This is a genomic window from Rummeliibacillus sp. SL167, assembly GCF_007896505.1.
Lineage (GTDB): Bacteria > Bacillota > Bacilli > Bacillales_A > Planococcaceae > Rummeliibacillus > Rummeliibacillus suwonensis.
In genome coordinates this window covers 1252122-1265681 of the sequence record NZ_VCBM01000001.1, presented here as the reverse complement: position 1 = coordinate 1265681, position 13560 = coordinate 1252122, and the positions used below count along the sequence as shown (strand labels likewise).

Sequence of the window (13560 nt, the reverse complement as noted above, 5' to 3'; positions counted from 1 at the left end):
GCAAATGATGTCCTTCATCTCTTCAGGGGTTAAGGACTTTTTCTTTAGATAGTCTGAGATTTGGGTACCAGTAATTAGTTTATTTTTCCTATTTTGTATTGAAACAAATAGGAAAATTTAATCTCAATAGTCGGTTTTTTACATGGTATAATTGATAAATATTAACATAATCATATTTTATTTTTAATGGATGGTACTTATTGAATGATTCTGAAAGAGTTTAGAGAACTTTTGTTTTTTATAAAAGGGGGGAGGAACCTATGTCTTTAGCGTATTACTATGCACTTTTAAGTGAAAAGCAATATCAACTTCAAAGGCTTCAGACCTGTAGCAATCAGCTACACATATATCAACAAGAATTGATTGGGTATGAAAAAAAGCTGACGCAACCTGACCTCTCCAGTCATACCTGGCAAGGGGTATTAGCTAATAAGTTTGATCAAACTCGCCATGAACAGATGCAGACAAAATATCTTGAGCTAGACGCGCAACAATTTGATGCTGTTTATAAGGCCATAAGCGACAAGACGAGCAGCTTACAAAGTGAAATCAGTACGATCAAGCAGACGATTCAAAGTCTGGAAGAAGCTCTTGCCGCTGAAAAGGAGAAAGAGAAGGCAAAAGCAAAATAACTGAAATCAAAGGAGACGCGATGGGATGAGTACGGAAATTAAAATCAAACAAACGGACATTGACCAAGCCCTTTCTAAGATGAAATCTTCCACAAATACGCTTCAGACTTCGCTCCCTTCTGCAATCGGTGAGGATAATGTTCTAACGGTCATCCAGAAATGGAAGGATCTCCATCAAACGATCGGACAAGTGTTAGAATCCTACAAAATTTTATTAATACAAAACGAGAAAACCAGCCGACAAGCTGTTCAGAGCATGATCGAACTGGATGAAAAGCTGGGAGATCACCATCAAATGCTGAAATGAGCTGTTTATGCTTATGAAGGGGTAGAAGAGGTAGGAAAATCCATTTCATTACGAAGTAGTAAAAAGTGGTGGATATCCCGACCGGTTTAGCTAGCACACATTGAAACACAAAACGACATTAAGTTGAACGAAACGTAAAGGAAGGTGGATCGTTATTACAAAAGTACTAGATGTGGCAGGGTTACAGAATGGCATCGAGAAAACGCTCAAGTCCTTAAAAAATAAACAAACTGAGATGGCGGCGATTGAAAAAGCGGTACAAGGGATACTGGCGCTAGAAGATGCTTTTAAAGGACAAAGTGGGGAGGCAATTCGAGCCTATTATCAAGAAGTACACCTGCCATTTATCCCGCTTTAACGGGCAGTAAGACCCCCATCTCAAGAAGATTTAGAGAGAAACGAGAAAGATAGATGGAGGATCAACTGCCCGTAAAAGTCCGATTGGTTCAACTAACCATCAGTGGGGGATGAAGAAAACCCCCACTGATGGAGTTTCACTTTATCTCCTATTACCAAGCTTTTATAGCCGATTACGAGCGTCAACTAAAGACCATGGACCATGAATTACAAAAGCTAGAATCCGCCAAAAATGGCCGGATCGACGAAGCTTTTTTAACAGAGGACTTAAAAACTAGCCTCCAAAACACAGCTAATCGTACCATCACCCTCACAGATGAGGCTAACCAGACGATTCTTTCCATCCAAGATATTGTGGCAACACCGTCATTAAATGATGCCTCTTTTCTGGAGGAAGTGACGGACGCCCAAAAACAAATTCAGACGACAGTAGAAAAAGTTCATCGATTTGATTACAATCAGAGTAAAGCTTTTGAAGAATTATCCAATGATGTGTCGAACATGCAAAACTACATAGATGGCATCCAAGCACAGATGAAGAGCGGAAAGCTGCAACTAGAAAACTATACAAGCGGCACATTAAGCCAGTATCAGCTAGATGGCTGGCTGAAGGATGAGGTAGGAAGTACCTGTTCAAGAGTAGAGACAGAAGAAGTCGATCGAATCGAAGAATTGCAAAAGAAACTCGCAAAAGCTTCCACACCAAGTGAGTATTTAAAAATCGCGAAAGAAATAGGTATTGAAAATCTCAATGATGACCAAAAACAAATCGTCGCTAGACTGGAAACGGCGGAGGGCATCCAAAAGGGTCTCCTCCAAGTGGGAAAAGACTTTTTAAAAGGAATCGATGATTTTATAGACGATCCTGGAAAATCAATAGAAGGCACTATCCAAGCCATTAAACATCCGATTGAAACCTACGATTATCTTTCGAAATCCATCGCTGATTCATTTGAACGAGATGTCATCAATGGGGATGCCAAGTCACGTGCGGAATGGATCTCCTACGCATTAGGAACCCTCGGATTATCCGCAGTGGGCACCAAAGGATTAGGCACTGTAACGAAGACAGGAATGACCACAGTCAAAGCCACTACCAAAGTAGGCGTCCACAAGGTAAAAGGTACAGTCCCAAAAATCCCGACGTTCGACCTGTATCCGTATGCGCCCCAACATCAATTAGCGAGTGTGAACGCAGGGGTTGTGCCTTATAATACAGTGAATAGTGTTGGCTTAAGAGATCAGTTGATTTTTAAAGCACAAAAAGTTTCTAATACAAGCAGAGTACCATTCACAGGAAAAAGCATATCAGTACCATGGTTGAGTGATAAATACAATGCTGTCGAAATAAAAGGGAAAGTTAAAGCTAAGGGTAAAATAAAAGATATCGATAGAAGGGTTTATCAGATTAAAAATTTAGATATTCATAGAGTAGATTCAGAAACAGGGAAAACAAATTTACAATTGATGAAGAAAGGGCGTCCTCCATTTGCGAATGATGGATCAATCGTTAATTTGCATCATTTAATTCAAGAAGAACCAGGTACTATGTTAGAGATACCCGAAAGTTTACACAAAAAGTATTCTAAAATGCTACATGGACTAAAAGAAAATGGAGAAAGTTTTAGGAATGATCCTGTCTTAAAAGCTGAATATGACAATTTTAGAATAAGATATTGGAAATGGAGAGCAAAAGAATTCGAAGTGGAAAAATAAATGGGGTGACAAAATGGACTTTGAAACTGTTGAGAAATTTATTGAGAAGTACAATGATGGTGATTTTACTGGAGGGATAAGCGAAAAAAAAATTAATAGTATTGAAGAACAGCTTCATGTGGTATTACCAGAGAGCTACAAGTGGTTTTTAAGAAAGTATGGATCAGGCGGTATATTTGGTATAAATATTCTAGGTTATGGTTTAGTAAGTGCATCAGTAGTAGAGACTACTAAAGAGTATAAAAAATATTATGGTCTATCTGATGGAATTGTAGTAATCGTTCATGTAGATGCTTTTGCATATTGTTTAGATACCAATAAGATGATTAACGGTGAATGTCCGGTAATATCATGGGATGTTGACAGTGGAAGTTATGATTCTATAGAAGCTAGCAATTTTTTAGAATTTTTTTGGAAGTATTTAAACGAAAAAAAAGAAAACTGGGAAGAAGATGAAGAAAATTGGTGAATAGACACCATAACTCTTTCCACAGACACTTGATTTCCAAAGTTCAAGTGACAGGCACCCACACAATTCTGACAATAAGCTACAAATAGAGTCTTTAATCTCTACAAAGATTGAAGGCTTTTTAAATTCGAATTATTTTAATTGGATTCATTAGCATTTGAACGGGATGTAGTCAATGGAGATGCCAAGTCACGCGCCCAGGATCTCCTACGCATTAGGAACCCTCGGATTATCCGCAGTGGGCACCAAAGGATTCGGCGCTGTAAAGAAGACAGGAATGACCACAGTCAAAGCCACTACCAAAGTAGGCGTCCACAAGGTAAAAGGCGCAGCCCAAAAAATCCCGACGCTCGACCTGTATCCGTATGCGCCCCAACATCAATTAGCCAGTGTAAATGCAGGTATTGTGCCTTATAATACGGTGAATAGTGTTGGGCTGAGAGATCAGTTGATTTCTATGGCGAGGGTGGAAAGTATAGGTAGTCCTAAAACAAGGTTACCAAGAAGAAATGGTCAATGGAAAGGTGAACCTGGTAATTCGAAATGGTATTCAGAAAAACCACAGGTTAAAAAAATAACGAATGATGAAGGTATAGAATTTAAAGAGGGAAGACCCAATTTTACACCCTGGAGTAAAGGTTCTATCAAGTTTAAAGAGGGGATGCTAGATGGTACTAAAAATGATTTTAATTTAGTTTATGAAAAAATTAAACAGTTAAAAGGATTTAAATCAATTAATCAAGCAAAGTTTTGGCTTAAAGAGAAAGGATTAACACCACACCATAAAAGTTCTACTGAAATTGAATTGATTCCAACTGATCTGCATGGAAATATACCTCATATTGGTTCTGCATCTGATTTGAGAGGAGGAAATATAAGTGAATGAAGCACTAAAAAGCACATTAAATAAGATTGTTGATATGGATATGATAGTAGTAAAAAGAAATAATTATGAAGACAGTGTTAATAAGATAGAACGTATTTATAATGTAAATATTCCATTGGACTATAAAGAATTTTTACTTGAATATGGAGGAAGTTTTATTAAAGATGACATAATGTACCATCCAATTGAGCGTACACCTGTAACTCCAAAAGATGGTTTTGATTCAATACATTGTTTTTATGGAATTACAAATAATAACTATGATATTGAGATAGCTGTACAAACTTATCATGAGATTTTAGGTACTGATATTATGCCTATTGCAGATGCAGGTGGGGGAGACTTGATATGTTTAGGCTTGAAAAAGGACTATAGAGATAAAGTTTATTATTGGTATCATGAAGAAGAAATGGAGAAGGAAGATGGAAGGGAACATTTTTATCTTATTGCGAACTCTTTCAAAGAATTTATTTTGAAATTTAAGAATCATGCAATAAAAAATGATATTAAATTAGATGATATTGATATATTTTTAGATGAAGATTTACTAAAGGATTAGGAACCCTTGGATTATCCGCAGTGGGCACCAAAGGATTAGGGACTGTAACGAAGACAGGAATGACCACAGTCAAAGCCACTACCAAAGTAGGCGTCCACAAGGTAAAAGGTGCAGCCCAAAAAATCCCGACGCTCGACCTGTATCCGTATGCGCCCCAACACCAATCAGCGGGTGTAAATGCAGGTATTGTGCCTTATAATACGGTGAATAGCGTTGGCTTGAGAGATCAGTTGATTTCTATGGCGAAGGTGGAGGCGAGAGGTAGCGGTACGGGTACTAAGGGTACGGATAAGATTGACAAAACATATAGCCGTCCTTCAGGTTATAGAAAAGGTGTTAGGGATGAAGCTTGGGAAAAAGCTAAAGGTGCAGATAGTGAAGTAAGAGACCCAGGTACTGGAAAAGTAATGAAAAAAGAAGAACCATGGGATATGGGACATAAACCTGGATACGAATTTAGAAAGCATCAACGGAGTGCCCAAGAAAGGGGTATCTCAAGAAAAGAGTTTCTAGATGAACACAATAATCCAGACCATTACCGACCTGAATTACCTTCTTCTAACAGAAGCCATAAAGGTGAAGACTTGACCGACAATTATTTCGGAGATTAAAATTGTAAAGATGCATAAGGAGGTTTACTTTGAGTATTTCTAATGAGAATAAAATAATTGCAAAGACAGCACTACATGCTTTTGGGGGTAAACCTAGTGTCTCGAAATACTGGGACGAAAATAATGTCAGTAACATAGATATGCTAACAACAGTCAACAGGCCCTTTGACGGTGTATCATCATACTCAACTATTGGACTATCTGACCATTCGATTGAATTGACTGTTGATGAAACACCTTTGCGAATAGAAATAGTAGGAGCAAGTGCAACAGATTATGAGCAATTTCCCAATATACTGGCAAGCTGTGCATTTTGTATTATTAACTCAAAATTTTCAGTTTCCCATGGTAAAGTATTTCGAGATATAATAAAGATGTATTATCCCAATACTGAGATGAAACATGTGTTATTTGTGTCACCTTTCTTGTGGGAAGATTTAAAGACTCTTGAGTTTCCAAACAAAAAAGTGACTTGGCTGCTAGCTGTTCCAATATCTGAGAATGAGTATCTATTTGCTCAAGAAAAAGGAACAGATTCATTAGAAGAATTATTTGAACAGGAAGAAATAGATATCTTTGATTTAGATAGAGAATCAATATTGTAATTTTCTAGTTTGTTGACCTTGATTGGCTTAATGCCTTTCAAGGTTTTTTTAATAATTTAAAACGGATTATTATAACAAAACACCTTTGAAATTTAAGTTCAAGTGACAGGCACCCACACAATTACAATAAGCTACAAATAAAGTCTTTAATCTCTACAAAGATTGAAGACTTTTTAAATCCGAATTATTTTAATTGGATTCATTATCATTTGAAAGGGATGTCATCAATGAGGATGCCAAGTCGCGCGCCCAGTGGATCTCCTACGCATTAGGAACCCTCGGATTATCTGTAGTGGGCACCAAAGGATTAGGCGCTGTAACGAAGACAGGAATGACCACAGTCAAAGCCACTGCTAAAGTAGGCGTCCACAAAGTAAAAGGCGCAGCCCCAAAAATCCCGACGCTCAATCTGTATCCGTATGCGCCCCGACATCAATTAGCTGGTGTAAATGCAAGTATTGTGCCTTATAATACGGTGAATAGTGTTCGCTTGAGAGATCAGTTGATTTCTATGGCAAAGGTGGAGGCGAGAGGTAGCGGTACTAAGGGTACGGGTAATACCTTAGACAGGGTTAGAATAATAAATAAAAAATATGCTGGAGAAGTTTATAAACTAAGTAGTGATTTAGACCAAAAGTATCCTGAAGGTGTCAAATTTTCGAAAGAAGGCTTCCCTGACTTTGGACCCTATTCAAAAGCTAAATTAGAAATAGATGGATTAATCGGGGACCATTATTATGATTTTAAAAAAGCTAATGAGGTATTAGGTCTTAAAAATACTCCAGCAGGATATACATGGCATCATGTAGAAGATGGAAGAACGATGATGTTGGTTCCAAGTGATATTCATGGAGCAGTAAGGCACACTGGTGGTGCTTCCCTGATTAATAAAGGTCTAAAACCTTAGAAAAAATAGTGGAGGTGTTTTATGATTAACATAGTTTCAAATGAAGGATTTAATGAAAATGAATTAATTGCATTTTCTAAAAAAATTGGTTATGAGTTGCCAAATGATTATAGTGAATTTCTGCGGCAACATAATGGTGGCTATGTAAAAAATAGCATTAGTAGTTATTATAAAAATGGAGAGCAAAGGTTTATTTTTACATCTATGTTTGGATTAGGGGCAGACGATGATTTAATAAGCCAATTTGAAACATATAAAAATAGAATACCTAATACCTGTATTCCAATTGGAAGAGATGCAGGCGGGAATTTGGTATGTTTAAATCTATCAGAAGATAGATATGGATATGTTTACTTTTGGGATCATGAAGAAGAATTTAACTACGAAGAAGGAAAAATAACTATTAATAATTTGCATTTTATTGCGGAAACATTTAATGAATTTTTAAATTCTATTGAGAGAGATGACATAAAGGAATCAGAGGAGGGATACAAAGTGAAAAAAGTATGGGTTGACTCAGATTTTTTAAAAGAGTTAGAAAATAATTCAGATAAATAGAGTAAGAATTATTAACTGATAAAACGGTTATCTTCTAAGTTAAGGAAAAATAACTATTAATAATTTGCATTTTATTGCGGAGAGTTGAAAGTGACAGGCACCCACACAATTCTCCAGAGCAGATGCGACAAAGCAAGCTTCAGAATGGCTGGAAACAAAAGCAGCGCTTCATAATCCAGATCAAATAGCTGGAGGAAGAGCAGACACTATTGGAGGTATGGGGGATAAAAGAGTAAATTCCTCGATAGGTTCACAATGGAAATATAGAATTGATATTGTTGATGAGCAAATTAGGAAAATTGCAAAGAATATGTCACCTGAGCAGCTAAAGAATACTTATTTAAATGTGAAATTAACCCAATAATCAAAGGAGGGTATGTTAATTGGAAGCTATATTTAGCGATTTTATTAAACATGAAACAGTAGATGAAGATGTTATTTTAAAATATAAGGATAAAATTCCTGAAGAATTAATAGAAACATGGAAAAATATGGTTTTGGTACTTTCGCAAATGACTTTTTAAAAGTTATTAATCCAGACGATTATTTAGGTATTTTAGAGAGAAGTTATCTAAGGTATGAGCAGGCCATTCCTATTTTTACAACCGCAATGGGTGATATTATAGTATGGGAAAAAGATAAGTATGTAAATTTATTAAACTTTAGGAAAGGATATGTTAATGTTGTTTCATCTGGATTTGAATTCTTTTTTGATGACTTAAAAGATAATGACTTTATGAACGATGAATTAATGTGGCAGCCTTATCCTGAAGCGATTAGTAAATACAGTGCCCCTAACTATGATGAGTGCTTCGGCTATACACCTCTATTAGGTTTAGGTGGAGCAGAAAAAGTAGAGAATCTAAAAATAGTCAAATTGAAAGAACATATTCTTATTATTACTGAATTTATGGGACCAGTTCAGTAATATTCGGAGCATGTAAGTTTTGGTGACAGGCACCCACACAATTAAATGAACTGTTTATGCTTATGAAGGGATAGAAGAGGTAGGAAAATCCATTTCATTACGAAGTAGTAAAAAGTGGTGGATATCCCGACCGGTTTAGCTAGCACACATTGAAACGCAAAACGACATTAAGTTGAACGAAACGTAAAGGAAGGTGGATCGTTATCACAAAAGTACTAGATGTGGCAGGTTTACAGAATGGCATCGAGAAAACGCTCAAGTCCTTAAAAAATAAACAAACTGAGATGGCGGAGATTGAAAAAGCGGTACAAGGGATACTGGCGCTGGAAGATGCTTTTAAAGGAGAAAGTGGGGAGGCAATTCGAGCCTATTATCAAGAAGTGCACCTGCCATTTATCTCCTATTACCAAGCTTTTATAGCTGATTACGAGCGTCAACTAAAAGCTATGGACCATGAATTACAAAAGCTAGAATCCGCCAAAAATGGCCGGATCGACGAAGCTTTTTTAACAGAGGACTTAAAAACTAGCCTCCAAAACACAGCCAATCGTACCATCAATCTTACAGATGAGGCCAATCAAACGATTCTTTCCATCCAAGATATTGTGGCAACACCGTCATTAAATGATGCCTCTTTTTTGGAGGAAGTGACGGACGCTCAAAAACAGATTCAGTCTACGGTAGAAAAAGTTCACCAATTTGATTACAATCAAAGTAAAGCTTTTGAAGAATTATCCAATGATGTGTCGAATATGCAAAACTACATTGATGGCATCCAATCACAGATGAAAAGCGGAAAGCTACAACTAGAAAACTATACAAGCGGCACATTAAGCCAGTATCAGCTAGATAGCTGGCTGAAGGATGAGGTGGGAAGTACCTGTTCAAGAGTAGAGACAGAAGAAGTGGATCGCATCGAAGAACTGCAAAAGAAACTCGCAAAAGCTTCCACACCAAGTGAGTATCTAAAAATCGCGAAAGAAATAGGCATCGAAAATCTCGATGATGACCAAAAACAAATCGTCACTATGCTGGAAACCGCGGAGGGCATCTCAAAGGGTCTCCTTAAAGCGGGAAAAGACTTTGTAAAAGGCATATTTGACTTCGCCACTCATCCCGTAAAAACAATAGAAAGGACAATGGATGCCATTGCTCATCCCATCGAAACGTACGATTATCTTTCGAAATCCATTACTGATTCCTTTCAGCGGGATGTCATCAATGGGGATGCCAAGTCACGTGCCGAGTGGATCTCCTACGCATTAGGAACCCTCGGATTATCCGCAGTGGGCACCAAAGGATTAGGCACTGTAACGAAGACAGGAATGACCACAGTCAAAGCCACTGCTAAAGTAGGCGTCCACAAAGTAAAAGGTGCAGCCCAAAAAATCCCGATGCTCGACCTGTATCCGTATGCGCCCCAACACCAATTAGCGAGTGTGAACGCAGGTATTGTGCCTTATAATACGGTGAATAGTGTAGGCTTGAGAGATCAGTTGATTTCTATGGCGAAGATGGAAGCAAGAGGTAGCGGTAAGGGTACGGGTAATGTTGAAGTGACAATTTCAAAAAGTAAATACCCTGAATCAGCAAAGCATATCGAAGATGCTCAAAAAAATGGTCAGCCATCTGAGTTAACAATTAAGCGCGATACCTCAAAAGCGAATCGAAGAGAATCATTAAAAGGGCTGAATAAAGTTACAGGAAAGGATTTAGATGAGTATCCCCCTGCAATGTTTGAAGAGGGAGGAAAAGGAGCAAGTGTAAGACCTATTCCTCAATCAGATAATAGAGGTTCTGGATCAACAATGGGACATCAATTACGTCCATATCCTGATGGAACAAAAGTAAAAATTAAAATAATAAAATGATATGAAAAGAGGTAAATACATGAAACTGCTAAATGATTTATTAATACCTTCTGAAACTTGGGGCACCATCAAAGAATGGATAAAAAACGCGATCAACCATGTAGAAGTACTTTCTGCTAATACAAGTTCTAATGGGGAGGTACTTGTAAAACTACAAGTGTCTACAAAGTCTGTTTTAGGTTCTATTATTTATAATACAGGTGGTATGCTAATTGATAATGGTTGGTTACGAATACTTGGATCTGGTCATGATAGGTTAAGTAGAGATATATCTTCATGGAATCAAATTGATGCGGGTGGTAAAGCAACACTTCAAAAAGGTTCATTGCTAGTTGCTGACGATGCAGTCGGTGGTTTTTTTGCTCTAAACGGTGGAGTATTTGATGGTGAAGTAGGTAATATTTTTTATTTAGCACCGGACACGTTAGAGTGGGAAGATTTAAGAATGGGATATGCAGATTTTATAAATTGGTCATTAAATGGAAATTTAAAAGTGTTTTATGAGGATTTTCGGTGGAATAATTGGAAAGAAGATGTTAGTCATGTTTCAGGAGATAAAGGTATTTTAATTTATCCATATCTTTGGGCTGAAGGGGAAGAGTTGAATAATCGTTCAAAAAATATGGTTCCAATTATTGAATTGTGGGAACTTAACCTAGACAATAGGCTTAGATTAGGCATTTTGTAAAAACAGAGTAGATTCCGGTAAAAAATATAAGTTCAAGTGACAGGCACCCACACAATTCTGACAATAAGCTACAATTAAAGTCTTTAATCTCTACAAAGATTGAAGGCTTTTTAGATTCGAATCATTTTAATTGGATTCATTATCATTTAAACGAGATGTTACCAACGGGGATGCCAATTCACGAGCGAGATGATCTCCTATGCATTAGGAAACATCGTATTATCCGCAGTAGGCACCCAAAGGATTAGAAGCTGTAACGAAGACAGGAATGACCACAGCCAAACCACTACCAAAGTAGTCGTCCACAAAGTAAAAGGCGCAGCCCAAAAAATCCCGACACTCAATCTGTATCCCTATGCGCCACAACACCAATTAGCTGGTGTAAATGCAGGTATTGTGCCTTATAATACAGTGAATAGTGTTGGCTTGAGAGATCAGTTGATTTCTATGGCGAAGGTGAAAAGTAAGGGTAAGGGTAAATCCGGGGCAGACAATATCGCATTACATGCTAAATACAAGGAAGGTCTTAAAGTTACTGAGTCAGCTAATCCAATAGTAGATAGTTTAAGGCAAACTGGAAAATTACCTTCAAATTATGTTAATAAGGATGTGGCTGTATTAAACGGCTGGAAACCGGGAAAAGCGCTTAATAACTATGTATCTGGTGGGCAACTTGGTGGAGATGTATTCAAAAACACTACAAATGTGCTACCTAATGCACCTGGAAGAGTGTGGTATGAAGCGGATGTTGGCCTAAATAACACAATGGCAAGAAGTAAACAGCCTGGTTCAAGACTACTTTATTCTAACGATGGGCAAATGTATATAACTACTGATCATTATAAAACAGTTCATTTTATCGGAACTTATAAATAAAGAGGGATTATATTGATGACACAGGAGAATGAATCAAAACAAGATAAACTTATATTGGATGTGAGTGCAGTTCAAAATTCAACTGATCTTCATTGTTTGTTAAAAAAGAATCTTGAATTACCCGATTTTTATGGAATGAACTGGGATGCATTTTGGGATGCAATTACTGGACTAATTGAATTACCTGAAACTTTGATTTTTGAGGGGTGGAGCAACGTTGAAGAGAGACTACCAAAAGATTCTCAAATCTTCATTAACCTCTTAAATGATTTTAACGAACAATATCCACAATGGAAATGTAAAGTTGTTTATAAATAATATTTTAAAACCTTGATTGGCTAAACGCTTTTCAAGGGTTTTTTACTTTAGTTTAGATTAAATTAGAAAAATTTGTATGAGACAATAAGAAAATGGTTTGTTTGAGAATCGATAGCTCATGATGGCTGTACCATCATGGAGTATCATTTTAATACTTAGGTTGGATAAATAGGCGAGATGACATTTTATATAGCCGGGGTAGTTATGACATGGAATGGCTAAAACTAACGAGAATGACAAAGCTCGTGGCGATAAAAGGTATGTTACGTAAGAAGGTTACAAGTTTAGCAACAGGGCAGACAAAAATTTGGTTGTATTTTTACTAGAGAGGGTCGTATAATACTCGCTATTCGTTAAAAGCGTTACGAAAATTAAAATTTATGTAACGGGGAGAGTGAGAAGTTGAATGTTGTTGGGTATATACGAGTCTCGACTCAAGGACAAGCAAGAGATGGATACAGCTTGAAGTATCAAGAAGAGGAAATTAAAGTATACTGTAAAGAACAAGGCTTGAACTTGATACATATTTTTAGAGATGAAGGAATTTGTGGAGCAAGAAGTTTTGGTGACAGGCACCCACACAATTACAGTAAGGTCATGGAAGCAGGTTCTGGAGGGAGAAATAAACCATATTTTAGAGTTAGTATTGATGGAAAAGGCTCACTAACTCGTGATGGTAAAATATTTAATGATAGAAGCCTTCCCCATATTGATATAACCGATGACGCACTAAAACAGATTGATATAATGATAAAATCATATAAAGGAAAGTGATAATATGGAGGATAGATTATCCGATTTACTCAATGAAATGTGGGCTGCGATTATTGAAAGATATGAATTTGATATCTTGAAAAACACTATTAGTTTTGAGTTGAAGACAATGGATAACGGCTATGAAAATAAGTATAAAATGATTTTTGAAGGAGTAACGGCATGGTATTTCGTTGAAAATACCGGTGAAGAAAGGCTTAATACAAAAGCTAATGTCGAGGAAGATGACTATTTAGAATTAACGTCAATTGATTTTTATGTTGGGGGAATAGGACAAATTAAGCCCTCATCAATAGAAGAGGAATGGGTAAATCAATATTATTCTAATGCTAATTTTGCGTTGGAAATATGGAATGCTTTATTATTAGTTGAAGCAAAAAGCATCGTTATAAATGGAAATAAATATACTGTAAGTTAATTGTATGGCGGTTATCGTATAGATGAAGTTTTGGTGACAGGCACCCTCACAATTAGAGGTAGTGATAAGGGTACGGCGAA

Annotated in this window: 15 protein-coding genes and 4 pseudogenes; all 19 read left to right on the top strand. The window is 36.9% G+C overall.

From position 1 onward, the window contains the following. Positions 1-260: 260 nt before the first annotated feature. The 19 genes and pseudogenes from FEZ13_RS05705 (at position 261) to FEZ13_RS05615 (ending at position 13480) form a co-directional block, all read left to right on the top strand. A complete protein-coding gene (locus FEZ13_RS05705; protein ID WP_146551805.1) occupies positions 261-632 on the top strand; it encodes a YwqH-like family protein in 372 nt (123 codons plus the stop codon). Between the two features lie 25 nt (positions 633-657). Beyond that, complete coding sequence (locus FEZ13_RS05700) at positions 658-939, top strand: YwqI/YxiC family protein (RefSeq protein WP_146551804.1); 282 nt, start codon at positions 658-660, stop codon at positions 937-939. A gap of 172 nt (positions 940-1111) precedes the next feature. After that, positions 1112-1297, top strand: a complete 186-nt coding sequence (locus FEZ13_RS19380; protein ID WP_186725784.1) for a T7SS effector LXG polymorphic toxin — start codon at positions 1112-1114, stop codon at positions 1295-1297. A gap of 128 nt (positions 1298-1425) precedes the next feature. Next, complete coding sequence (locus FEZ13_RS05690; protein WP_146551803.1) at positions 1426-3012, top strand: T7SS effector LXG polymorphic toxin; 1587 nt, start codon at positions 1426-1428, stop codon at positions 3010-3012. Between the two features lie 13 nt (positions 3013-3025). Continuing rightward, positions 3026-3481 carry an SMI1/KNR4 family protein gene (locus FEZ13_RS05685; RefSeq protein WP_146551802.1) on the top strand — a complete coding sequence of 152 codons (456 nt, stop codon included), beginning with the start codon at positions 3026-3028 and terminating at the stop codon, positions 3479-3481. A 175-nt stretch (positions 3482-3656) separates the two neighbouring features. Beyond that, positions 3657-4367 carry an HNH endonuclease family protein gene (locus FEZ13_RS05680; protein WP_146551801.1) on the top strand — a complete coding sequence of 237 codons (711 nt, stop codon included), beginning with the start codon at positions 3657-3659 and terminating at the stop codon, positions 4365-4367. Next, positions 4360-4926, top strand: coding sequence for an SMI1/KNR4 family protein (locus tag FEZ13_RS05675; protein ID WP_146551800.1), 567 nt, complete (start codon positions 4360-4362; stop codon positions 4924-4926). The genes FEZ13_RS05680 and FEZ13_RS05675 overlap by 8 nt, the downstream gene beginning before the upstream one ends. A 290-nt stretch (positions 4927-5216) precedes the next feature. Next, positions 5217-5537 (top strand): annotated as a pseudogene (locus FEZ13_RS20430) (HNH/ENDO VII family nuclease); the annotation flags it as partial. 29 nt (positions 5538-5566) lie between these two features. Continuing rightward, entirely contained in the window at positions 5567-6142 is a 576-nt protein-coding gene (locus FEZ13_RS05665) for a suppressor of fused domain protein (protein ID WP_146551799.1), read from the top strand. A 193-nt stretch (positions 6143-6335) separates the two neighbouring features. Next, positions 6336-7049 (top strand): HNH endonuclease, encoded by a 714-nt coding sequence (locus FEZ13_RS20305; RefSeq protein WP_222434397.1) that lies wholly within the window; start codon positions 6336-6338, stop codon positions 7047-7049. A 21-nt stretch (positions 7050-7070) separates the two neighbouring features. Continuing rightward, positions 7071-7607: an SMI1/KNR4 family protein gene (locus FEZ13_RS05655; protein ID WP_146551798.1), complete on the top strand. Its 537-nt coding sequence runs from the start codon at positions 7071-7073 to the stop codon at positions 7605-7607. Positions 7608-7725: 118 nt separating this feature from the next. Continuing rightward, positions 7726-7971, top strand: a pseudogene (locus tag FEZ13_RS05650) (polymorphic toxin type 15 domain-containing protein); the annotation flags it as partial. Between the two features lie 19 nt (positions 7972-7990). Beyond that, positions 7991-8535, top strand: a pseudogene (locus tag FEZ13_RS05645) (T6SS immunity protein Tdi1 domain-containing protein). A 221-nt stretch (positions 8536-8756) separates the two neighbouring features. Beyond that, positions 8757-10406, top strand: a complete 1650-nt coding sequence (locus FEZ13_RS05640; protein WP_146551797.1) for a T7SS effector LXG polymorphic toxin — start codon at positions 8757-8759, stop codon at positions 10404-10406. A 19-nt stretch (positions 10407-10425) separates the two neighbouring features. Then, positions 10426-11094 (top strand): DUF2625 family protein, encoded by a 669-nt coding sequence (locus FEZ13_RS05635; RefSeq protein ID WP_146551796.1) that lies wholly within the window; start codon positions 10426-10428, stop codon positions 11092-11094. Between the two features lie 189 nt (positions 11095-11283). Beyond that, positions 11284-11970 carry a ribonuclease domain-containing protein gene (locus tag FEZ13_RS19960; RefSeq protein ID WP_255473057.1) on the top strand — a complete coding sequence of 229 codons (687 nt, stop codon included), beginning with the start codon at positions 11284-11286 and terminating at the stop codon, positions 11968-11970. 15 nt (positions 11971-11985) lie between these two features. After that, positions 11986-12288 (top strand): barstar family protein, encoded by a 303-nt coding sequence (locus tag FEZ13_RS05625; RefSeq protein ID WP_255473056.1) that lies wholly within the window; start codon positions 11986-11988, stop codon positions 12286-12288. A gap of 402 nt (positions 12289-12690) precedes the next feature. Beyond that, positions 12691-12846: pseudogene (locus tag FEZ13_RS05620) on the top strand (recombinase family protein); the annotation flags it as partial. Between the two features lie 220 nt (positions 12847-13066). Next, on the top strand, positions 13067-13480 hold the full coding sequence (locus tag FEZ13_RS05615) for a YxiG family protein (RefSeq protein ID WP_146551794.1): 414 nt from the start codon (positions 13067-13069) through the stop codon (positions 13478-13480). The last annotated feature ends 80 nt before the right edge of the window (positions 13481-13560 follow it).